Origin of the sequence: Myxacorys almedinensis A (assembly GCF_010091945.1) — a bacterium.
In the GTDB taxonomy this organism is placed as follows: Bacteria; Cyanobacteriota; Cyanobacteriia; order Leptolyngbyales; family Leptolyngbyaceae; genus Myxacorys; species Myxacorys almedinensis.
Genome location: NZ_WVIE01000005.1, coordinates 187180 through 205669, shown reverse-complemented (window position 1 = coordinate 205669; position 18490 = coordinate 187180). Strand labels below are relative to the sequence as shown.

31 protein-coding genes and 1 pseudogene are annotated in these 18490 nt (G+C 47.3%); 10 read left to right on the top strand and 22 right to left on the bottom strand.

Translation table 11 applies throughout. The features are described from left to right. Window positions 1–13: 13 nt before the first annotated feature. The gene (locus tag GS601_RS06340; protein WP_238393109.1) at window positions 14–847 is read right to left on the bottom strand and encodes an acyl-CoA desaturase; all 834 of its coding nucleotides are present in this window, start codon (window positions 845–847) and stop codon (window positions 14–16) included. Between the two features lie 192 nt (window positions 848–1039). Here GS601_RS06340 and GS601_RS06335 point away from each other — a divergent pair, with 192 nt between their 5' ends. Then, a complete protein-coding gene (locus tag GS601_RS06335) occupies window positions 1040–2044 on the top strand; it encodes a helix-turn-helix transcriptional regulator (protein ID WP_162422413.1) in 1005 nt (334 codons plus the stop codon). Here the strand turns inward: GS601_RS06335 and GS601_RS06330 are convergent. Continuing rightward, window positions 2033–2446: a type II toxin-antitoxin system VapC family toxin gene (locus GS601_RS06330; RefSeq protein ID WP_162422412.1), complete on the bottom strand. Its 414-nt coding sequence runs from the start codon at window positions 2444–2446 to the stop codon at window positions 2033–2035. The two genes, GS601_RS06335 and GS601_RS06330, sit on opposite strands and share 12 nt — an antisense overlap. Beyond that, a complete protein-coding gene (locus GS601_RS06325; RefSeq protein ID WP_238393108.1) occupies window positions 2433–2693 on the bottom strand; it encodes a hypothetical protein in 261 nt (86 codons plus the stop codon). Before GS601_RS06325 ends, GS601_RS06330 begins: the two co-directional genes overlap by 14 nt. Before the next feature lie 173 nt (window positions 2694–2866). Here GS601_RS06325 and GS601_RS06320 point away from each other — a divergent pair, with 173 nt between their 5' ends. Together GS601_RS06320 and GS601_RS06315 are read left to right on the top strand one after the other, a co-directional pair. Next, window positions 2867–5407, top strand: coding sequence for a TonB-dependent siderophore receptor (locus tag GS601_RS06320; RefSeq protein ID WP_202924898.1), 2541 nt, complete (start codon window positions 2867–2869; stop codon window positions 5405–5407). 73 nt (window positions 5408–5480) lie between these two features. Continuing rightward, the gene (locus GS601_RS06315) at window positions 5481–6494 is read left to right on the top strand and encodes an iron-siderophore ABC transporter substrate-binding protein (protein WP_202924897.1); all 1014 of its coding nucleotides are present in this window, start codon (window positions 5481–5483) and stop codon (window positions 6492–6494) included. A gap of 191 nt (window positions 6495–6685) precedes the next feature. On the opposite strand, the gene GS601_RS06310 is transcribed toward GS601_RS06315, so the two are convergent. The 7 genes from GS601_RS06310 to GS601_RS06280 form a co-directional block, all read right to left on the bottom strand. After that, entirely contained in the window at window positions 6686–6919 is a 234-nt protein-coding gene (locus GS601_RS06310) for a hypothetical protein (protein ID WP_162422410.1), read from the bottom strand. Further along, a complete protein-coding gene (locus GS601_RS06305) occupies window positions 6885–7343 on the bottom strand; it encodes a PIN domain-containing protein (protein ID WP_162422409.1) in 459 nt (152 codons plus the stop codon). Before GS601_RS06305 ends, GS601_RS06310 begins: the two co-directional genes overlap by 35 nt. Next, the gene (locus GS601_RS06300) at window positions 7340–7630 is read right to left on the bottom strand and encodes a hypothetical protein (protein WP_162422408.1); all 291 of its coding nucleotides are present in this window, start codon (window positions 7628–7630) and stop codon (window positions 7340–7342) included. The genes GS601_RS06305 and GS601_RS06300 overlap by 4 nt, the downstream gene beginning before the upstream one ends. A gap of 240 nt (window positions 7631–7870) precedes the next feature. After that, window positions 7871–8272, bottom strand: a complete 402-nt coding sequence (locus GS601_RS06295) for a hypothetical protein (protein WP_202924896.1) — start codon at window positions 8270–8272, stop codon at window positions 7871–7873. A 12-nt stretch (window positions 8273–8284) separates the two neighbouring features. Next, a complete protein-coding gene (locus tag GS601_RS06290; protein WP_162422407.1) occupies window positions 8285–8668 on the bottom strand; it encodes a papain fold toxin domain-containing protein in 384 nt (127 codons plus the stop codon). 30 nt (window positions 8669–8698) lie between these two features. Next, complete coding sequence (locus GS601_RS06285; protein WP_162422406.1) at window positions 8699–8974, bottom strand: type II toxin-antitoxin system RelE/ParE family toxin; 276 nt, start codon at window positions 8972–8974, stop codon at window positions 8699–8701. Next, window positions 8967–9209, bottom strand: a complete 243-nt coding sequence (locus GS601_RS06280; protein WP_162422405.1) for a type II toxin-antitoxin system RelN family antitoxin — start codon at window positions 9207–9209, stop codon at window positions 8967–8969. Before GS601_RS06280 ends, GS601_RS06285 begins: the two co-directional genes overlap by 8 nt. 1 nt (window position 9210) lies before the next feature. On the opposite strand from GS601_RS06280, the gene GS601_RS22855 reads away from it, so the two are divergent. After that, window positions 9211–9672, top strand: coding sequence for a hypothetical protein (locus GS601_RS22855; protein ID WP_202924895.1), 462 nt, complete (start codon window positions 9211–9213; stop codon window positions 9670–9672). Window positions 9673–9677: 5 nt separating this feature from the next. Further along, on the top strand, window positions 9678–10082 hold the full coding sequence (locus tag GS601_RS06270) for a PIN domain-containing protein (RefSeq protein ID WP_162422404.1): 405 nt from the start codon (window positions 9678–9680) through the stop codon (window positions 10080–10082). 78 nt (window positions 10083–10160) lie between these two features. Here the strand turns inward: GS601_RS06270 and GS601_RS06265 are convergent, their stop codons facing one another. Genes GS601_RS06265 through GS601_RS06255 form a run of 3 tightly spaced genes read right to left on the bottom strand, consistent with a single transcriptional unit; the run spans window position 10161 to window position 10935 of the window. Then, window positions 10161–10310 (bottom strand): hypothetical protein, encoded by a 150-nt coding sequence (locus GS601_RS06265; RefSeq protein WP_162422403.1) that lies wholly within the window; start codon window positions 10308–10310, stop codon window positions 10161–10163. 45 nt (window positions 10311–10355) lie between these two features. Further along, window positions 10356–10631: a DUF5615 family PIN-like protein gene (locus GS601_RS06260; protein ID WP_202924894.1), complete on the bottom strand. Its 276-nt coding sequence runs from the start codon at window positions 10629–10631 to the stop codon at window positions 10356–10358. Beyond that, a complete protein-coding gene (locus tag GS601_RS06255; RefSeq protein ID WP_162422402.1) occupies window positions 10624–10935 on the bottom strand; it encodes a DUF433 domain-containing protein in 312 nt (103 codons plus the stop codon). Before GS601_RS06255 ends, GS601_RS06260 begins: the two co-directional genes overlap by 8 nt. Before the next feature lie 142 nt (window positions 10936–11077). Between GS601_RS06255 and GS601_RS06250 the strand changes: the two genes are divergently transcribed. Then, complete coding sequence (locus GS601_RS06250; RefSeq protein ID WP_162422401.1) at window positions 11078–11311, top strand: hypothetical protein; 234 nt, start codon at window positions 11078–11080, stop codon at window positions 11309–11311. Here GS601_RS06250 and GS601_RS06245 read toward each other — a convergent pair. The 8 genes and pseudogenes from GS601_RS06245 to GS601_RS06210 form a co-directional block, all read right to left on the bottom strand. Then, complete coding sequence (locus GS601_RS06245) at window positions 11273–11503, bottom strand: DUF4351 domain-containing protein (RefSeq protein ID WP_162422400.1); 231 nt, start codon at window positions 11501–11503, stop codon at window positions 11273–11275. The genes GS601_RS06250 and GS601_RS06245 overlap by 39 nt on opposite strands. A 6-nt stretch (window positions 11504–11509) precedes the next feature. Beyond that, on the bottom strand, window positions 11510–11887 hold the full coding sequence (locus tag GS601_RS06240) for a type II toxin-antitoxin system VapC family toxin (RefSeq protein WP_162422399.1): 378 nt from the start codon (window positions 11885–11887) through the stop codon (window positions 11510–11512). Further along, window positions 11877–12113 (bottom strand): hypothetical protein, encoded by a 237-nt coding sequence (locus GS601_RS06235; protein ID WP_162422222.1) that lies wholly within the window; start codon window positions 12111–12113, stop codon window positions 11877–11879. Before GS601_RS06235 ends, GS601_RS06240 begins: the two co-directional genes overlap by 11 nt. Window positions 12114–12341: 228 nt before the next feature. Beyond that, window positions 12342–12416, bottom strand: a complete 75-nt coding sequence (locus GS601_RS23890) for a DUF4351 domain-containing protein (RefSeq protein ID WP_420800301.1) — start codon at window positions 12414–12416, stop codon at window positions 12342–12344. A gap of 28 nt (window positions 12417–12444) precedes the next feature. Beyond that, the gene (locus GS601_RS23100; RefSeq protein ID WP_238393107.1) at window positions 12445–12669 is read right to left on the bottom strand and encodes a hypothetical protein; all 225 of its coding nucleotides are present in this window, start codon (window positions 12667–12669) and stop codon (window positions 12445–12447) included. Between the two features lie 3 nt (window positions 12670–12672). Next, window positions 12673–12930 (bottom strand): TonB-dependent receptor, encoded by a 258-nt coding sequence (locus GS601_RS06220; RefSeq protein WP_162422398.1) that lies wholly within the window; start codon window positions 12928–12930, stop codon window positions 12673–12675. A 44-nt stretch (window positions 12931–12974) separates the two neighbouring features. After that, window positions 12975–13226 (bottom strand): annotated as a pseudogene (locus GS601_RS23885) (TonB-dependent receptor plug domain-containing protein); the annotation flags it as partial. Between the two features lie 278 nt (window positions 13227–13504). Then, on the bottom strand, window positions 13505–13978 hold the full coding sequence (locus GS601_RS06210) for a thioesterase family protein (RefSeq protein WP_162422397.1): 474 nt from the start codon (window positions 13976–13978) through the stop codon (window positions 13505–13507). A 127-nt stretch (window positions 13979–14105) separates the two neighbouring features. Here GS601_RS06210 and GS601_RS06205 point away from each other — a divergent pair, with 127 nt between their 5' ends. Then, the gene (locus GS601_RS06205; RefSeq protein WP_162422396.1) at window positions 14106–14951 is read left to right on the top strand and encodes a universal stress protein; all 846 of its coding nucleotides are present in this window, start codon (window positions 14106–14108) and stop codon (window positions 14949–14951) included. Between the two features lie 335 nt (window positions 14952–15286). Here GS601_RS06205 and GS601_RS06200 read toward each other — a convergent pair whose 3' ends face one another. Next, entirely contained in the window at window positions 15287–15703 is a 417-nt protein-coding gene (locus tag GS601_RS06200; RefSeq protein WP_162422395.1) for a hypothetical protein, read from the bottom strand. Window positions 15704–16333: 630 nt separating this feature from the next. Here GS601_RS06200 and GS601_RS06195 point away from each other — a divergent pair. From GS601_RS06195 to GS601_RS06185, 3 genes are all read left to right on the top strand, one after another. Then, window positions 16334–16522, top strand: coding sequence for a CsbD family protein (locus GS601_RS06195; protein WP_162422394.1), 189 nt, complete (start codon window positions 16334–16336; stop codon window positions 16520–16522). A gap of 496 nt (window positions 16523–17018) precedes the next feature. Then, window positions 17019–18170 (top strand): NAD-dependent epimerase/dehydratase family protein, encoded by a 1152-nt coding sequence (locus tag GS601_RS06190; protein ID WP_162422393.1) that lies wholly within the window; start codon window positions 17019–17021, stop codon window positions 18168–18170. Window positions 18171–18173: 3 nt separating this feature from the next. Continuing rightward, window positions 18174–18488: a hypothetical protein gene (locus GS601_RS06185; protein ID WP_202924892.1), complete on the top strand. Its 315-nt coding sequence runs from the start codon at window positions 18174–18176 to the stop codon at window positions 18486–18488. Window positions 18489–18490 lie beyond the last annotated feature (2 nt).

The window sequence follows — 18490 nt, the reverse complement described above, 5'->3', positions numbered from 1 at the left end:
GGAGCGGTTTTGCCTATTTGAGGTGGGTTGCAAGTCCTAGCTTTTGCAAACCGCAAATCGTCAGCCATGTGAGATCCAGTTCCCACCACTGCAAGCCATGACGCGCAGAAGATTGAAACGCATGGTGATTGTTGTGCCAGCCTTCGCCGTAGGTCAGGAGTGCTACCCACCAACAGTTGGTCGAGCGATCGCTTGTTTCATAGGTGCGATAGCCAAACATATGACACGCGCTGTTGACAAAACACGTCGCATGGAAGCCGAAAAACAACCGCACAAAAATTCCCCACACCACAAACGACCAGCCTCCCAGCGCGTAGAGCAAAACAGCTAAGCCAAGCTGAAACACGATGTAATACTGGTGGCAAAATCGATAAAAGGGATCATTTGCAATATCTTTGGTGACCCGATCGAGTTCTGCTTTTGCAGGAACGCTGTGCATCAACCAACTGATATGACACCACCACCAGCCCCGAGTCGAGTTGTGAGGATCAAGCGGGGTATCGGTATAGCGATGATGAATGCGATGGTAGCCCACCCAGCCAATTACGGCTCCTTGCCCAGCGAGCGAACCGCAAAAAATCAGAGCGTATTCTAGCCATTTGGGAACCCGCAAGCTGCGATGAGTTGCCAAGCGATGAAAGCCCAGAGAAATTCCTAACCCGATCGTGACCCAGTGTAAAAAGAGCGCCACTCCGACGGCTGACCAACTAAAGTGATGGGGCAAGAATGCGAGAAGTGCACCTAAGTGTAGGGCAGTGGTGACAGCAATGATATCCCAACGGGGACGAGGCAGATTGAGCGTTTCGGTCAGCATTATGAAGGTTTTGACAACTCCGACGAACATCATAAATCAAGACTGATTCCCCGAAATTCTTTTCCACTTGCGATCGCGGGGAATCAGCCTCAGTATCTTAGCCTTGTTGAGTCCAATCTGGGCACACCGATATTCGCGAATCCTTGAGCCAGTCGCAGAGCGGAGACCTATGGTATGCTCTGAGAAGCTTTGATAAGAATTATTCTCAGTAGAGATCGAATTGTCATGACCATTTCGGTATCTGAGCGGGATTGGGCAGAGTGGGAGGAAGCGTTATCACATCTGATTGAGTATCCCGATCCGGGTGATCCGTGCGATGTGCTGATGCCAAAACCGACTTGGCTAGCGCAAGGGTATCGACGAGAGATTGCCTTGCGTGAGGGGCTAACGGTGCTGATTGATGATTTTCGGATGCGCGATCGCTCTCGAATGACATTTTCAGAAGATGAGTCTTGGTTGCAGTTTCACTGTCATCTGTCTGGCGACCATCAAAATCCAGTGTCAGAGGTGGGCAATTTGGAATATGCGCTACATGGCAGTGGTGTCGTGTCCAAAGGGGTCATGACTTGCTCTGGTCAGTTTCCGATTCTAGAGGTGATAGTGGAGATGTCGCCAGAGTTCTTCCTTGAGTTTGCAGGGCAGCAAGGAACAGTGCCGCTGGAGTTTCAGCAGTTGATCGGGACGACTCAGCCATCTTATGCTCGTGTGGGGGCGTTGTCTCCCGTCATGCAGGGAGTGTTGCGGCAGATCATTCAATGCCCTTATCGCGGACTGATGAAGCGGATGTATTTGGAGAGTAAGGCGCTGGAACTCGCCGCGCTGATTCTGGAGCAGGAACAGGAGGTGCAACAGGGACGATCGCCACTGTTTCGACTCAAGGCAGAGGAGGTCGATCGCATTCATCATGCTCATACAATTTTGCTGCGAAACTTGGATCAACCGCCTTCATTGTCAGAATTGGCGCGGCAGGCAGGGCTGAATGAGAAGGCGCTGAAGCAGGGATTTCGACAAGTGTTCGGGAAGCCTGTGTTTGGCTATCTGCATGATTATCGGATGGATCAGGCGCAACAGTTGTTGATGACCGGAGAGATGAAGGTGGGCGAGGTGATGGCGCAGGTAGGGTTTCGCGATCGACGCTATTTTGCGGAAACGTTTCGGAAGAAATTTGGAACCAATCCTAAAGACTATCTCAAAGCAAGAACGAGTAGATCTTGTATTCTAGAGCAGTAAATTTTGGAATGGTTTAGTGTTTTTCCAGCGATAGGTATTGAAGTCCCGTTGGTCAACGGAGAAAATGCGCCCATGCCCTAGATGTTCCGCGAGGATCACCAAGGAGGCATCGGCTAAATCCATTGGCAGGTTTGCGTATTGCTGCATAAGCTGTGCAATTCTTGTACTGTGCTGAATTCCTAGATCAAACACCGTAAAGAGGTTTTGACTATAGCTATTGATAAATTTCAACTGCGCCTGAACGCCTTTGCGATCGAGCAGAAGATAGCAGGTTTCGGTCATGACCGCCCAGGTTGTAATCAGCGGCTCATTGTGGGTTTGAAAGGCTCGATCGGCGGCTTGGTGATAGGTGTCTTTCTCATCAATGAGTGCTAACCAGAAGCCCGTATCAGCGATGATCATATTTTGTGTTTAAGCGTTCAGACAAGACTTGTTTGTAAGTTGTGGAGAGGTCTTCTTCGACTGAGACAAAGCCAATCAATCCGCTCTCTTTGAATTTTTGATAGTAGCTTTTCTCCGCATCTACTTTTGGCTCTGGGGACTTAGGATAGCGCTTTTTCAGAATTTCAATAAAATCGATCAGCAGACTTTGAGCTTCTTCTGGTAGCGCTTGGATCTCTTTTTGAATTTGTTCTGGCGTGGACATCATTGAGTATCCGACAGTGCTTCTAACCTCAGTGTACTAGGTAAATCGCAGAGGCAGCAGTGAAAAAAGTCCGTCTAGCCCTCAGAAAAAGTCCCGCTAGTCCCCCATGTCCCCATTGCGATCGCTTCTCTCGGTCTGGTATTTCTTGAGAGAGATTTTCAAGAAGGTGTGACGAGATGACGATGCGATGGGCTGCGGGGCAAAGATTACAGCGTTTGAGTTGGACGGTTAGCGTTCTGTCGGTGGTCGTTGCTGCGAGTGCAGGGGCAACAGAACCCGCGAAGGTGCTTCAGGCGCGAGATTTGCCTGCCAGTGCGAAAACGGTGCAGGAATGGACGGCACAGGTGGAAGCAGCGACAGCACAAATTACCGCAATTCGGTTGGTTCCGATCGCAGGTCGGCTCCAGGTGCAGATTGACACCGCAGATGGGAGAACGCTGCAAGCCACCACGCGAGAAGAAGGAAATACGCTGATTGCTGAAATTGCGAATGCGGTATTGGCGCTGCCTGAGCAGTCGTTTCGAGCAGAGAAGCCAGCGTTTAGCGCAGAGCGCAACTCCGTAGGAACCGACATCACAGAAGTAACCGCAACTCAGGTGAATGCTGCGACGGTACAGATTCGGATTGTGGGAGATGTGATCGCGCCTCTTGCGGAAATTGTGAAGAGCGATCAAGGTTTAATTTTGAGTGTGGAACCGGATGAGGATGCGGCAGAAGAAGAAATTACGGTGACGGGAGAGGGAGCGCGAGGCTATCGAGTGCCGAATGCGAGTACGGCGACGCGGACAGATACGCCGATTCGAGATATTCCCCAATCGATTCAGGTTGTACCGCGACAGGTGCTAGAAGATCGAAATGTGCAACGGGAGATTGAATCACTAGAGACTATCAGTGGTATGGTTCAAGGCGGTGACAATAACGCAGCTTCGCCTGAAGCCAGTGATGTTATTATTCGAGGATTTTCGACCAGGAGGGCTGGTAACTTTCGTGATGGAATACTCAGTGGCACTTTTACGCCGATTGGAGTCATTGAGCAGGTAGAGGTGCTGAAAGGTCCGGCATCAGTTTTGTTTGGAGCTTTAGAACCAGGCGGGGTGATTAATTATGTGACTCGGAAACCTCTGGCTGAACCTTACTACAGAATAGGAATTGACGTAGGGAACTATGGATTTTATCAACCCAGCATTGACCTATCGGGTCCTTTAACTGAGGACAAAAATGTTCTGTATCGCTTAATTGCTGCTTATGGAGGTGGAGGCGGATTTAAGGATACCTCTGTCAGTGAGTTCATAACAAGCATTTCGCCTTCGATTTCATTTAAATTAGGCGATCGCACAACCCTAAATCTTTTTTATGAATATGGTAAGAGTGTTGGAAATGTTGCTTATGAACCTCTCCTTAGTGATGGTAGCTTTATACCTAAGAATGTTAGTCCTTACTACTCTTTGGAAGTAGAGTCTGAGAATCAAAGATTTGGTTATACTCTAAATCACGAATTTAACGATAATTGGCAACTTCGTCATGGTTTTTCGGCCGCTTTTTCTTCTTTTTTTTATAAAGCGATTGAATACGGGAGTTTATTGGAGGATCGTTTCCTTTCAGATTTCTTTGCCTTTAAGGTTGCCGAGGCAGAAGATAAATACTTTGGACTCATTGATGTGGTTGGAAAGTTTAAGACTGGCTCAATCTCCCATCAGCTTGTAGCTGGATTTGACTTCAACCGTGAAGTAAATTATTTTGGGTTTAGTGGCGATGCTGTCGATCTGCCCCGTCTAGATATTTTCAACCCAAATTATAATGTCCCACTGCCAGAAATTCCACCTGCTCTGTTAACCGATCTTGGCATTAGTCAATCCTATGGAGTTTACCTGCAAGATCAAATTGCCTTTAGTGATAATCTAAAAATGCTGATTGGCGGTCGCTACGATTGGATATCCAATGAAACCGGGCCAATAGATGGTGATAGGACATCTCAAAATGACGGAGCTTTTAGTCCTCGCATTGGCTTAGTTTATCAGCCCAGTAAAAATGTTTCACTTTATACTAGCTATGTTCAATCCTTCCGTCCAGCATCAGGGCGTAATCAAGATAATAAGCCGTTTGAGCCAACTAGGGGTACTCAATATGAAATTGGTGTCAAAGTTGACTTTCTTGATGGTAAGCTGTCAACGACTCTAGCTGCCTATAATCTCACTAAAACAAACGTTCTAACTCCCGACCCTGATCCCGATTTAGCAAGACAAGGTTTCCAGGTGCAAGTTGGAGAACAGCGAAGTCGTGGAATTGAGTTAGATGTGGCGGGTGAAATTTTACCAGGCTGGAATATCATTGCTTCCTACGCACTCACAGACACACAAGTCACCGAAGATAATTCCATACCCAGTACAGTCGGGAATCGCTTTATAAATGTGCCACAGCATCAAGCAAGCCTCTGGAGCACTTACACTATTCAAGAAGGAGATTTGCAAGGGTTAGGATTTGGCTTAGGGCTATTTTACGTGGGTGAGCGCCAAGGCGATCTGGCAAACTCATTTCAAGTACGAGATTACCTGCGGACTGATGCTGCAATTTACTATCGTCGAAACGGGTTCAATGCAGCAATCAATGTTCGTAACCTCTTTGACATTGACTATGTTAGCTCTGCCAACTTTGGCACACTTTATATTAACAGAGGAAACCCACTGACCATTGTTGGCTCCGTTAGTTGGGAGTTTTAACTAGCATTTTGTGCTATTTATTCGATAACTAGCACAAATTTCATAGAGTTTAATGCTGTGGAAAACTAGCCCAATGAATGTGAAGAAATACCTGATGAGTTATGTGGTAATGAAGCCATTGCTATTAATGGCTTTATCCGTTCTTTTGGTTACAGCTTGCAACAGTTCAAAGATGCAACTGAGCAACATTTCAAAAGAACACGCAGCGAATATCTCAATACCTTGCCAAGTTGTAAAACACTCAATGGGGGAAGCCTGCGTTCCCAATGAACCTAAACGGGTTGTTGTTCTTTCACACTATGGTTTGCTAAGTCATGCACTCACTTTAGGTGTTAAACCCATTGGTAGTAATGCTAATACACTTGAGGATCTTAAAGGAGACTATTTGCGTGAACAATCTTTTTTAGGTGAAAAGATAGAGGGAATCCAGCAAGTAGGACTTCCAGATAACCCTAATTTGGAAAAAATCTCCCTGCTTAAGCCTGATTTAATCTTGGCTTGGGCAGCCCTCAAGCCAGTATATCCTTTACTTTCTCAAATTGCGCCTACGGTACTCATTCCTTTTAATATGCCCGACTGGAAAGACCAATTTAATTTGGTGGCTGAAATACTAGGGAAAGAATCAGAGGCGCAGCAAGTCTGGGAACAATACTATCAGAGAGTTGAAGAACTCAAAGCAGCATTAGGTGATCTTTATGAAAATCGAACCATTTCGGTTGCTAGTACTTCTCCTTCCAACAATTATGTTTTAGTCAAAAATTCATTTGCGGGTTCTATTCTTAATGATGTTGGACTGCAACGCCCAGCAGTGCAGGATGTTATTAAGCCTGGTGGTGGAATTTATAATATCTCTGAGGAAAGACTGGATATACTAGATGGCGACATTTTATTCCTTCTATATACTTATGATTGGGGAGAAATGGAGACTTATCAGAGATTAAAGAAAAAGCCCATTTGGAAGCAGCTAAAAGCTGTTAAAAATAATCAGGTTTTTCTCGTCGATTTTTGGACATGGATATGGAGTGATCCGTCTGCTGCTAATGCCGTGATTGATGACCTTTATAAATACCTTGTTGATACGCCCTAAACTCATACCAAAACATATGTTCATTCGCAAATCCTGTCCCCATTTTTCTCAAGAATGTCCCGAAATTATCTAAGCGCGATCGCCGATCTCGTAGTGCGATCTCGTCTATGAACGATCGTTGTATTCAACTTTATCGATCGCGCCCTATTGTCGATCGTACTGGGATGAGCAGCGATCGCGCAGCATCCTTGCTAATCGTGTTCTGCGATCGCGCTCTTTTGTAGATCGTATTGGGATAAGCAGCGATCGCGCTTCAGACCCTTTGCGAGATGCGATCGCAAGGCATTGATTTCAAGTGAGAAGTACGATCGCGGTTTAGAACCAGAGAGCGATCGCATCACTTCAAGGCGCGATCGCCCCCTGAAATCTTTGCCAAGTGCTAACTCAAACTCACGAAGGCACTTGCACGATCGATGCGACCTCATCTTCCAGTCGTATGAAATCTTTAGGATTAAACGTCAAAAGCTGCTCCACTTTAGCCTTCAGAGCAGCCTGAGCAATCACCGCATCAAAGATTCCACCTCCAACAAGCTTCAATGTCACCACTCGTCGAATCGCCTGCTGATACTCGTCGGCAAACAAAGGCACAGGCTCCAAGTAGTCTAATAAATCCGCGCGCTGCTCCGCAGATACCGCAAGGGTCGCAACTTCTGCCTCATCCGGTAAAACTCTCAACGGCGGCGGTAAACGAGTCATGACAGAATAAAGCTCTGCTAAAGTGTGCGTCGAAACATATCCTTTCACCACGCCTTGATGTGCCATCTCAAGTCGAGACAGAGCAAGATCATGATTTTCATGTTCAATCAACAATGCCGCAATTAGCACAGAAGTATCATACAAAACGTTCACAAATCGACCTGCTCAATCTGATTTTGAATTCGTTCCTCTCTCATTTCTCCAATGAACGCATTCATATCAAATCCTTCTAACCGCCCCGTTTCAATTACAAGAACGCCTTGCTTGCGATGCAACCTGGGTGAGACTGTCTCATGGTTCGAGTTCGCCACTTGCCTAGATTGATGGTCTGCCAGCATCGATTGACGCTGCAAAACTCTCAGAATCTCTAAAAGAGTATGCACAACTTGATCAGGTGATTGATCAATGGCTTGAATCAGTTCTTCTTTAGGAGTCATCATACTGAGACTGACAGAGGAATTGACTTTATTTTAGCAAGTGCGTGTCAGAATCTAGATCGCACCTCTGAACTGTTCAGAGATCGCTCCATTGTTCAACATCATTCCTGCGATCGCTCCGCTGTCGATCGCCCTGGGATGAATAAGCGATCGCGCCATCGTTCACCTTTGCTAATCTTGTTCAGCGATCGCGCTCTATTGTCGATCGTTGTATTCAACTTTAGCGATCGCGCTACAGTCTCTTCAACTCGCCTTTACTTGCTCTGAATCATTCGCGTTGCGAAGCCGTTCCCCTTGGATCATCGCCTCAGCCGTTTGCGGCTGTTCACGCCGAGCCAGTCCTTCACTTTCACAAAACTCATCTAACAGCTTAAAGAAAGACTCAAATGCTTCTTGTTGATTAATCGAACGAAACTCCAGCATCTTTGCCCACGATCGAGAAGTTGTCATCCCCAATCGCCGCTGCAACCAAGGCTGAAACTCTCGATAAAATCGCTTCTCTGCCTCAGTGAACGCGACCCCAAATTCCTGTTGTGCGATTTTGTACCCGCCCAGGAACATAAATAAGTCGGTGACCGAAGTACCACCAATGTACATCCCAGGCTTCACTCGAATCTTATCTAACAGTTCAAATAGACCTGCCATTTTCATTCCTCCTTATTGCACTTCAGATTGACTCGCAAAGTTTTCCATCTCTTCAATCACAAACTGTTCACTAGGGCAATGAAAATCGCTCAACCACTCCTCTAACTGCATCCCCTCCGTCGACAAATTATCAAACACTTTCCCCCGCACCTTCACGCCATAATGAATTCCATTTTCTGTAATCGGTTCTGTAATTCCCATCGCTTCCAAGCGATCGCTCAAAATATAATCTTCAAAGTCATATCGCGTTCTCAGTTTCAGTAAAGCTCGCTCAATTCTGCGCTGATCAGTCCACTCTAAAACTGCTGCCGCACACTCAGCGCACTCCAGCAACCTAAATTGACTAACAATCCTGCCCACCTCCTGGTAAATTTCCTCCGATGACAAATCACTCACATTCTCACCCAATCCTAATCATTATTCATCTTATCTTGCTCTAAACAGTTCACTGCTGAAAGCGCAGGCACGATCGGTAAAATTCAACAATCGCCTTCCTTTCTGAATATCCGTGTTGCGAATTCTGACCTTAAAGACCGCATAACCGATATTCGGAATCTGATCACCAACGATATTGCCGTTCTGGAGTTCTTCAATAATCGGTTGAACATCTTGGTAGATACTGCGATACTTTTTTGCCAGAGTGCGTAAATCACGAGTAAAGGTTCTAGCCGCTTCAACCTGTACGATCGGCGGCTCAGTCATGCTCAATCCCGTCCCAGATTTGAGAGACAGGCACGGTTTGTCCAGTCATTGCTTCGTGCCAAGCCTGTCGAAAATTAGCCAAAATTTCCTCTTTCGATACCAGCAGATCAGGTTCAGGCTCAGTTTCATCAATCAAAACAATGACTTCGACTCGACCATTCACATCCGCAAGGGGCTGATCTAGATGAATCTGCCCCCGCTCATCGACGTGACCTGTCGCTTTAACTGCTCTCATAGTGCTTAGCTGCATTTGGGTTGATATTCAAAATTATAGCGATCGCGCTTTCGGAACGTCTCTGCTGCATTTAAGATGCGATCGTTCAGCATCATTCATGCGATCGCTCTATTGTCGATCGTTGTATTCAACTTTAGCGATCGCGGAGTTTAATTTCACTGCTCCCTGTAGTCTGGCTCGATATATACTGAAAGCAAGTGACCGTTGGGTAAAGAGCACTATGTTATCCGTAGAAGGAACGTTTCAAGGTGGAATTGTCCAATTAGTCCAGCCGATTGCCGGACGAGATGGGCAAAGAGTCATCATCATTTTCGTGCAGGAAGAGAGCGAATCAGGAATCCCTGATTCAGCATGGAATGACTTCACCTTACTTCTCAAGGACTGTCAGATGAACACAGGTATTAGTGACCTAGCTCATCAACATGATCATTATCTCCACGGCACACCCAAGCGAGAAGATTGACCCAGGTGAAAGTTTTTGTAGATACCGCAGCATGGATTGCACTCACCAATGCCGATGACGAATTGCATCCTCGTGCAGATCAGGTGATGAATGACTTGCTGAGCCGCAAGGCAAAACTGATTACAACTGAATTTGTTCTGTTAGAGGTCGCCGATGCCCTTTCTACTCCAAGGTTGCGCTTTAATACAGTCCAACTGATCAACCGCTTACGTCAAACTCCAATTTTACAACTTATTCCCCTGAGTCCAGACTTAATGACTAATGGCTGGATGCTTTACAGTCAACGGTTAGATAAAAGCTGGGGATTAACGGATTGCACGAGTTTTGTGGTCATGCTGAGTGAACAAATCACCGAGGCGTTCACCAGCGATCGTCATTTTGAGCAAGCTGGATTTATAAAATTGCTATAGTAAATTACTGATAAGCGATTCTTCGGAAGCTCCCTCAAGGGCAATCGCGCTCTGCTAAACCGCTCAACTCGCAAACGCTTAGCGTGGAATGATGCGATCGCCCACTGCCTGAAGCGCGATCGTTGTATCCAACTTTAGCGACCCTTGCGGTATCTGCGAAGCAGCGCGCGCCCTATTGTCGATCGCACTGGGATGAGTCGCGATCGCATAATGCTTAGAGATATTCAATTTGTCCTCTCATTTCCTCAGCAGTAAACACCTCATGGATCAGAATCAAACCCGAATGATTTCGCCCAGGGTGCGTGTTCCTTTCCGGCAATAAACAATGCCACAATGTTCATCGGTCTGACTTGCTACTCGTAGAAAATCAGCATCGTGCGTCATCATCACCCGTCCCTGCTCACAAACATAAGCAAACTGCACCTCATCCGCCTGCCCTAACAACCCCACTTCCATCGTCGTAGTCACATCAATCCCTTGGCGGCGTAGCGCCCTTGCAACATCAGGATCAACATTTTCATCTAAATGCAGCCGAATCCTCTCACTCACCCCGCAACTCCCTCAACCTTGCCTGCAATCGAGAAGGTTGCGCCTGCATCAGCGCATTCACAAAATTCTCATCCGTTTGCATCTGCTGATCAATCTCCGATCGATAGTCATAGTAATACGCGATCGCTGCATAAACCGAAGCCAGCGATAACTCATATTTGCCTGCAATCTCCTCCAAAGACTGCCCCATCCGCAGGTACATAATCACAACATCTGCCACTGAAATGCGTCGTCCAGCAATTCGAGGTTTACCACCACAAACTCCGGGTGTAACTTCGATATGTTGATTTAGCGTTGTCTCCATACGTCTCCATTTGACCACTTACCACTCAGCTTATCCTTCATCTTAATCATCGAGCAATGAACTTTGCGATCGCTCTCCATTGTCGATCGCCTCTTCAACCTGACTCGATCAACCCAGTACCTCAATCCGTTACCTCTGAGCAATGAATCCTTCGAGTGGTGCGATCCGCACAATCCCTCTGCTGATAGCTCTTGCAGGTGCAAGCAATCGCGCTCTGATTGTTGATCGTACTGAGATGAATAGCGATCGCATTTTTGCTAATCCTGTTCCGTTGTCGATCGCGCTCTTTTGTCGATCGCACTGGAGTAAACAGCGATCGTGCGATCGTTCATTTTTGCTATGTTCTACGATCGCGCTTCTCCAACCAAGCCTCTAAATCCGCCACACGGGTGAAATCTAACAACGCCTCGCCCAAGTCTTCCAACATCGGTAGAGACAAGGTGAAAAGGCGCGACCCTTGCGGTATCTGCTTTGCAGCGCGCATTTCTTCAGACAGTTCATGCCCCAATCGTCGGGTTAGTTGGCGAGTCACGAGAGCGATCGCCTTTATCCACGCGATCGCTACCAATTAACACTACCAATTAACAACGGTTAACACATCCACTTTCATAAACTCCTGATCAGCCGTAATCAAACCCGCAGAACTGTGGATTGCAATGGCAGCAACGATCGCATCTGGCAGTTTCAAGCGGTACTGTTGACGAACTTCAATGACTTTATCGATCAAAGTTACATCTTTGGCTGTCAAATCAATGATCTCTATCCGCTGAAGAAACTCCTGAAAAAGTTGGCGATCGGTTTCAGATAGTCCAGCAAACACCAGAAATTCAATTTGACTAATGATGGCAATTCCGAGCCAGTCCGCAGTCTGAAGCAGTTGAATGAGTTGAACATTTCCCTGCAAGAGTGCCACAATCGCATTCGTATCCAGCACATAGCGACTACCATTCATCGCGGAGCGTCCTTTGGAGGGAAACCGCATTTCCTTGCCAGGTCAACCTCCCCGCCAGATCAGAAAAGTCATAGCCCGATTTTTCCGAACCTGTCCTGGCTTGCTTAGACAACTCCACCTCAGCCGATCGCTGCCGCTGCAACACCTTCAATAGCTCCAGCAATACCTGCACCACATCATCTGGCGATCGCTCAATGGCTTGAATCAGTTCCTCTTTTGGAGTCATTGCAACTTTACCCCATTCCTACACGATCTATTTTAGAATCTGGATGCCTTGGAAAAATACCTCGTTAATGAGAAGGGGAAGGTGGGGAATGGCGAGTGGGGAGTAGAGGGGTAAGTGGGAGAGGAGGGGAAGAGGGAGGAGAGCCGATCGTCGTATTCAATTTTAGCGACCCTTGCGGTATCTGCGAAGCAGCACGCGCTCTGTTATCGGTACCTTCGGTGAGCTTCGCTAGCGCGCCTCCAACCAAGCCTCTAAATCCGCCACACGGGTGAAATCTAACAATGCCTCACCCAGGTCTTCCAGCAGCGCGTCAGTACGATCGCCCCTACTGTCACCAGTCGTCCATAATACCGACCTTCTGGAAAGGCAATTGCTTAGTGGTGTAAACCTGATTAATGAATGCGCGTAGCTGTTCGGAGATGGAAGCGGCAAATTCATCCTCTCCCCAGAGAGGTGGACATTCAACCAACACATAGGTTGGGTGGGTGGCGGCAGTTCCGATCGGATCTTCTCCAGCATGGCGCGATTCTTCGGCGCAAAAGAAATTAGTCATCATCTCTCACCATGTCACCGAATAGCCCACTCGCAGCGTGCGCCCCACACCAGCGGCATTAAACTGCTCATCAAACCCAGCCAAGTATTGAGACGCGACCGGAAAATCTTGGTTGTTGAATAGATTGTGAATCCCAATTTGCAGGTTTCCGGGACCAAGAGCAATACTGGTAACAAAGTCGAATACGACGTAGCTGCTGATGTCCACTAAATCTACCCTGGCATCAAAGGCGCGATCGCGCCCACCAACATATAGGGCTTGCAAACGATTGGTTCAACCTGGTAATGTCTCGTGCTGCACATAGACCGTCAGTAGAGTGTACTTTGTCCCCGGACAATCTCAACTCTTTTAATTGCGGCTGGATCAATCGTTCGTGGTTGACGACTCAGACCAGAGTTGTCGCTCAACGGCACCCCATCAATCAGTACGGAAATCGCTCGCCCTCGCAATGACTGAAAACCAGTACTGCTGCCAATACCATTAGGAGGATCAAACCCCGGAACGAGTTGACCAAAAACATCACCCAAGTTGCGGTTAATTCCCGTTTGTTGTTCAAACTGTTCGTTACGGAATGGGGAACGTTCAACACTTGTTCTTCAGTACGAGTGGTTGTCACAACAACCTCTTCCTCATCATCATCAAATGTTGCAGCATCTGTTTCTACACCAGAGGCAACACTGAAGACTAATCCCGTCGCGTCAGAGCAGAACCGCGATACGAAAACGGTAAATTTTATGGTTTAAGCCTTAAGCTTGAGGGTAGTCCTAAACAAGTGCAGTGGCCAAGAGTGGTCAGACCATAACGGGTGCATTTTGAACAAACTCCACCGAAGATGACTCTACCTCATTTTTTCCAGCGCATCTTTCATCGCTGGTGGCAACCGCCGCATCACCTTTCCATTGGCAAGATCCACCGCCACTATGGTGATGCGACCCGTGAGAAATAACACATCGCCGCTCAGCGATTGAATCTGATAGTCGCAATAAATTCGCACCCCTTCCATATCTCCGATGCGCGTCTTGATCACGGCTTCCATGCCCATTCGCATCGGTTGATGATAACGAATCGAGACTTCAACCACAGGTAGATTACAGCCTGCGGCAACCAAATCGGCAAAGTCAATACCCAGCGATCGTAAACATTCAATACGGGCTTCTTCCATCCAGGTCAAATACGTTCCATGCCAGACCATTCCGGCATAGTCTGTATGGTGAGGATGCACTTTCACAATATACTCAAACCAATCTTCTGCAACGACAGACAGCGAAGGTTGGATAATATTGGAAGTGGGGAGTTGAGAGTGTTCGGTCACGTTTACGATCGTCCTACAAAAACCACTACTAGAGTCACCTACAGGTAACGGATATCATAATTCACTACGTTGAGGGTGAACGGTGAACTTCCATTTTTTCTAGTCTAAATTAAACCGAGGTAACGCCATGATAGAAAAAATTTTGCTTGCTGATTCAGGAACCGGGAATTCCCAAGAGATGTTAAGAGCTTTGATGGAAATTCCCTCCATTCAACGGGCATCGGTAACGGTGCTGCACGTTGTGCCCGAACAAGTGACCTCTGAAGCTATGTCTCAGCGCTGGGAAGACGGCGGAAAGCTGCTAGGCAAAGCTGTTGAGTCACTAAAGCTCGACCCAAACCGGGTGTCTGCAATTTTGCGCCAAGGCGACCCAAAAGATGTCGTTCTCAAGGTGGCAGATGAAATGGATGCCGACCTAATTATTATGGGGTCACGCGGCTTAAAGCGTCTCGTCTCTATTTTAGAAAATTCTGTCAGTCAGTATGTATTTCAGTTGACTTCGCGCCCGATGTTGCTGGTCAAAGACGATATTTACGTCCGGAACCTGAGCCGAATTACCGTTGCGATCGATAAGTCTGAAGCGGCAAAACAGGGTCTCAAACTTGCTCTTTTTCTTCTGCGAGACATCAAAGGTGGACAACTCAATCTAGTCAATGTTAGTTCTGATCCCAAAGCAACCGATAAAACAGGCGCAGAAGCCGAGAAAGATGCGGTGTTTGCAGGTGCGATCGCAGATGCCAAACGGTTGGGTATCAACTATCGCTGCATTGTGACAAGGGGCAAAGCAGGAGAGGCGATTTGCCGCGCGGCAGAAGACGTAAAAACTGATTTGCTGATTCTGGGTTCTCCTGATCGCCGCCCCTCGATCGCTAAAGGATTGCCCGATCTCGATCGGCTGCTGGGCACATCTCTGTCTGACTATGTACGGGTGTACGCAAATTGCCCTGTTTTGCTCACGAGAACGATGGGCTAAAACAAGCGTCGGATTTAAACCTCACCGAAAGGCTGAAAGGGTTGATAGTAGAGGATTACAACAGCACAGCTTAGGCAGAATCGGGTTTTTTGTCATACTTGCTAGAGTGCTATTTTTCGGGATGATTGGTGATGCCGATCAGCAAAGCGATGGCTAGAGTCAGACTTTAGCCATCGCTATAGTGGTTTGCTCCGTTAGCGTTTGCGGATTGTGCTGCCCTCTCCGCTGCGATCGCAACAATGGTCTCTGCGGCAAAGCATTAGGTTAACCCTTGGCACCGTCAAACTGGCTGGCTGACTGACTGTCCAATTGACGCCAAAACGATCGCGCTGTGCCTAAACCGCTCCTGTACCTCTACCGCGCTGATCACCCTCCATGGTTAGCTTTCCTTCTTCATCCTGGTTGATCTCGCGATATTCTTCGGCTCGCTCTGCTGCCGCTTCTTCTTCTGCCTGTTTTGCATCTCCCGGCTCTTCGTAATACATTTCTGGCTCGATCGCGTAATTATTCGTCAGTCCTTCTTTGTCAACGGTGTATCCGTCTGTGGTTCTGATACTCTCACTGTCGGTCTGATCATCTGTCGATGCGCCTGCTTCTCGCGCCTCGCTCGGAGTGGTCTTAAATTGGTTGCCCTCCCGCTCTTTGCGGGCAGCCGTCTCTGCGGGAATAATGCCTCTATCGTAGCTATCGTCTTGCACTCGATCCGATGAATCTGTAGCAGGTGTTCTAGCGTTATTAGAATCTTGACTCATAATTTCCTCGTGTGTATATTTTTTTGTACTTTGCAACAGATCGGCTTGATACAAAGACTGTTAACTTGTGTGACATCATGTGTAACAGCATAAGTCAGCTAAGAGTCTCGCAGTAGCATTCAAGATAGTTTGGCAAAACACCGCAAATACGAACGTCAGAAATGGCAGAAGCCTTGAGGCTCTCTTCATATTCTTGCGTTGTCTTTGTTGCGCTAGCTTCTATCGTAGGCAATGCTTAGCTCTGTTGGTGTATTTGTATCAAGTTCATTGAACGTCGCATCTCTGATGTGTTAGTTTCATGTTCAATGCGATGTTCACATAGGCTCCAACTTATCAGACCTATCCAATCAAGTGTGCCTCCCCATAGATAGAGAATGTGATAGAGCAAAGTTAGATGCGATCGCGGCTTTACCTCTTTCTTAAGTGGGAACTTGGCGAGCTATATCAATAGCAATTTCTATCTTTGGGTCGATGATCCGCTTGTCCAACTTCTCGTACCTTCTTTACTACACTAACTTTGCTACATCAAAAGCAAAAGAGAACAGCCTATATCAACTGCGGCTATTGCTCTTCGGAAATCTAGCGGTTAGTTGAGAAGCGAGTAAATTAAGTAAACAAAGGAGCAACATTATGAGTTTAGAAGAACGAGCAAAAGCAGCCGCTAAAAACATCGAAGGTAAGGTGCAAGAAGCAGTAGGTAACGTGACTGGCGATCCTAAAGATCAGATGGAAGGGAAAGCAAAACAAGTGGAAGCATCGGCTCGCCACCTCAAAGAAGATGTAAAAGACGACCTGAAGGGCGGGGTAGATCAGGCATAGTTTTTGCTGATTCTAATACTTCTACTTTAGACACCACATTCTTGCATCTAAGAAGATCTCGCAATTCAGGGCGTGCATTGCTCTACATTGGGTGGCAGATAAGAAATCATTTGATTGTCATTTCTTATCTGCCCAGGGTCAAACACCTATGCCAACTGGCAAGACCTGAACGGCAAAACCTTGCGCCGACTTAATAGCGCCTTGAGGATCAAAAAGCTGCTCTACGATTTCTTGTCTTGGTTTCTGTAGATCCTTGATGGGGTCAGTACACACGGTTACCAACTGCCCTAGAGCCAGGCTAAGTCTGAGAATCCCCCTCGAAACCTGCTCCAATTCTCGTTTTCTCTTAACCTTGGGTTAAATCAATCGATCGGTTTCTGCCCTCTCGTCTTAATCTCTACCTTCTCTTCTCGCGCGCCCCCCTCCTTAACTACTATCAACTGCGCCCCCAAACCTGGTAGATTTGGCAAAGTATCAGCACATAAGATTGAGCAAGATGAAAGTTCTAGTTATTGGTGGTGATGGCTATTGCGGTTGGGCGACAGCCTTGTACTTGTCAAATCGAGGCTACGACGTCGGAATTTTGGATAGTCTAGTGCGGCGGCATTGGGACAATGAGCTATGCCTTGATACTCTAACGCCGATCGCGCCGATTCAACAACGCTTGAAGCGATGGAAAGACCTGACCGGAAAGACGATCGATCTATTCATCGGTGACATCACCAACTACGAGTTTCTCGATAAGACGCTGAATCAGTTTGAGCCGCAAGCCGTCGTTCACTTTGGCGAACAGCGCTCTGCTCCCTTCTCTATGATCGATCGCGAACATGCGGTTCTGACTCAGGTTAATAATGTGGTCGGTACGCTCAATCTGCTCTACATCATCAAAGAGCGTTTCCCCGATTGCCATTTAGTGAAGCTTGGCACCATGGGCGAATATGGGACGCCCAACATTGACATCGAAGAAGGCTATATCACGATCGAACACAACGGGCGTAAAGATACTTTGCCCTACCCGAAACAGCCCGGAAGCATGTATCACCTCAGCAAAGTGCATGATTCTCACAACATTCATTTTGCCTGTAAAATTTGGGGCTTGCGTGCCACTGATCTAAACCAAGGCATTGTTTATGGAGTCTTGACCGAAGAAACCGGCATGGATGATCTGTTGATCAACCGCCTTGACTACGATGGCATTTTTGGCACAGCCCTCAACCGATTCTGCATTCAAGCGGCGGTAGGGCATCCGCTCACAGTCTATGGCACAGGCGGACAAACTCGCGGACTGTTGGATATTCGCGATACGGTGCGATGTGTTGAGCTTGCGATCGCAACTCCGGCTAACCCCGGAGAGTTTCGAGTCTTCAACCAATTTACCGAAATGTTTAGCGTTGGTGACCTCGCAACCATGGTGCAGAACGCTGGATCAGCCCTTGGAATCAAAGTAGAGGTGCAAAATACCGATAATCCTCGAATCGAGAAAGAAGAACACTACTTCAACGCCAAAAACACCAACCTCCTCGATCTGGGGCTTCAGCCTCACTTCCTATCCGATTCCTTGCTCGATTCTTTACTCAATTTCACCATGAAATATAAGCACCGAGTCGATGAGTCGCAAATTCTGCCCAAAGTGACCTGGAAGCGCTAACTCATGAAGGTTCGGGTTTTGATCCTGTTGCTCACAACCGCATTGCCCGGATTCGGAGCGATGGCGCTCAGCGCTTTTTATCTAGTTGCCGATTGGGCGGCGCTAGAGCAGAGGCATCAAAAGTATGCAACCCTCGCCGTTGCAGGCGCACCTGTGCAAGAGCTATCCATCGGCAAGTGGGCAGAATTGCGCCATCGGCTCAACTGTTTTGCAGTAAAGAGTCGGTGGTTTGCTGGGGGGTGTGATAGTTGCAATCGGCATCCACAGGCTGTGCGCTCTGCCTCACCCTCGTCAGTAATCTTGTTGTTCATCTCTTGATT

Bases quoted from the DNA above. Each gene is read 5' to 3' on its own strand.
- GS601_RS06185 (WP_202924892.1), top strand. From the start codon at position 18,174: ATGAAGGTTCGGGTTTTGATCCTGTTGCTCACAACCGCATTGCCCGGA.
- GS601_RS06330 (WP_162422412.1), bottom strand. From the start codon at position 2,446: ATGATCATCGCTGATACGGGCTTCTGGTTAGCACTCATTGATGAGAAA.
- GS601_RS06310 (WP_162422410.1), bottom strand. From the start codon at position 6,919: ATGAGGTCGCATCGATCGTGCAAGTGCCTTCGTGAGTTTGAGTTAGCA.
- GS601_RS06325 (WP_238393108.1), bottom strand. From the start codon at position 2,693: ATGATGTCCACGCCAGAACAAATTCAAAAAGAGATCCAAGCGCTACCA.
- GS601_RS06280 (WP_162422405.1), bottom strand. From the start codon at position 9,209: ATGAGAGCAGTTAAAGCGACAGGTCACGTCGATGAGCGGGGGCAGATT.
- GS601_RS06205 (WP_162422396.1), top strand. From the start codon at position 14,106: ATGATAGAAAAAATTTTGCTTGCTGATTCAGGAACCGGGAATTCCCAA.
- GS601_RS06190 (WP_162422393.1), top strand. From the start codon at position 17,019: ATGAAAGTTCTAGTTATTGGTGGTGATGGCTATTGCGGTTGGGCGACA.
- GS601_RS06195 (WP_162422394.1), top strand. From the start codon at position 16,334: ATGAGTTTAGAAGAACGAGCAAAAGCAGCCGCTAAAAACATCGAAGGT.
- GS601_RS06315 (WP_202924897.1), top strand. From the start codon at position 5,481: ATGAATGTGAAGAAATACCTGATGAGTTATGTGGTAATGAAGCCATTG.
- GS601_RS06340 (WP_238393109.1), bottom strand. From the start codon at position 847: ATGATGTTCGTCGGAGTTGTCAAAACCTTCATAATGCTGACCGAAACG.
- GS601_RS06335 (WP_162422413.1), top strand. From the start codon at position 1,040: ATGACCATTTCGGTATCTGAGCGGGATTGGGCAGAGTGGGAGGAAGCG.
- GS601_RS06250 (WP_162422401.1), top strand. From the start codon at position 11,078: ATGAATCCTTCGAGTGGTGCGATCCGCACAATCCCTCTGCTGATAGCT.
- GS601_RS06200 (WP_162422395.1), bottom strand. From the start codon at position 15,703: ATGAGTCAAGATTCTAATAACGCTAGAACACCTGCTACAGATTCATCG.
- GS601_RS06235 (WP_162422222.1), bottom strand. From the start codon at position 12,113: ATGACTCCAAAAGAGGAACTGATTCAAGCCATTGAGCGATCGCCAGAT.
- GS601_RS23100 (WP_238393107.1), bottom strand. From the start codon at position 12,669: ATGATGACTAATTTCTTTTGCGCCGAAGAATCGCGCCATGCTGGAGAA.
- GS601_RS06295 (WP_202924896.1), bottom strand. From the start codon at position 8,272: ATGGCAGGTCTATTTGAACTGTTAGATAAGATTCGAGTGAAGCCTGGG.
- GS601_RS06285 (WP_162422406.1), bottom strand. From the start codon at position 8,974: ATGACTGAGCCGCCGATCGTACAGGTTGAAGCGGCTAGAACCTTTACT.
- GS601_RS06240 (WP_162422399.1), bottom strand. From the start codon at position 11,887: ATGAATGGTAGTCGCTATGTGCTGGATACGAATGCGATTGTGGCACTC.
- GS601_RS06255 (WP_162422402.1), bottom strand. From the start codon at position 10,935: ATGGAGACAACGCTAAATCAACATATCGAAGTTACACCCGGAGTTTGT.
- GS601_RS06300 (WP_162422408.1), bottom strand. From the start codon at position 7,630: ATGATGACTCCTAAAGAAGAACTGATTCAAGCCATTGATCAATCACCT.
- GS601_RS06320 (WP_202924898.1), top strand. From the start codon at position 2,867: ATGACGATGCGATGGGCTGCGGGGCAAAGATTACAGCGTTTGAGTTGG.